Source organism: Bradyrhizobium sp. Kon56 (assembly GCF_055807635.1).
Genome location: NZ_JBVVOU010000496.1, coordinates 1 through 258, shown reverse-complemented (window position 1 = coordinate 258; position 258 = coordinate 1). Strand labels below are relative to the sequence as shown.

1 protein-coding gene is annotated in these 258 nt (G+C 64.7%); it reads left to right on the top strand.

Translation table 11 applies throughout. From position 1 onward, the window contains the following. Positions 1-258, top strand: a 258-nt coding sequence (locus AC0L3B_RS39805; RefSeq protein ID WP_473383386.1) for a hypothetical protein, incomplete at both ends; no start/stop codon positions are given.

Here is a 258-nt window from a genome sequence, read left to right as displayed (position 1 = left end):
ATTTCTCCCGGCGCCTGGCCCACAGCCTGGGGCTGGCGTATACGGATGAAGCGACGTTATTGCTCGATCTGGGCCGTTGGCAATCCAGGGCGTGGTTGTGCCTGGACGATTTCTGCCGCTTGCCTGCTCCCGAGCTGGATGCCTTGCTGGACCGCTTGCTCACTGCCAGCAGCCCGGCGCTGACCTGGTGGCTGGGTGCGCGACGCCGGCCGGCGTGCAATTGGCCGCGACTGCTGCTTGACGACGAACTGTTGGAAT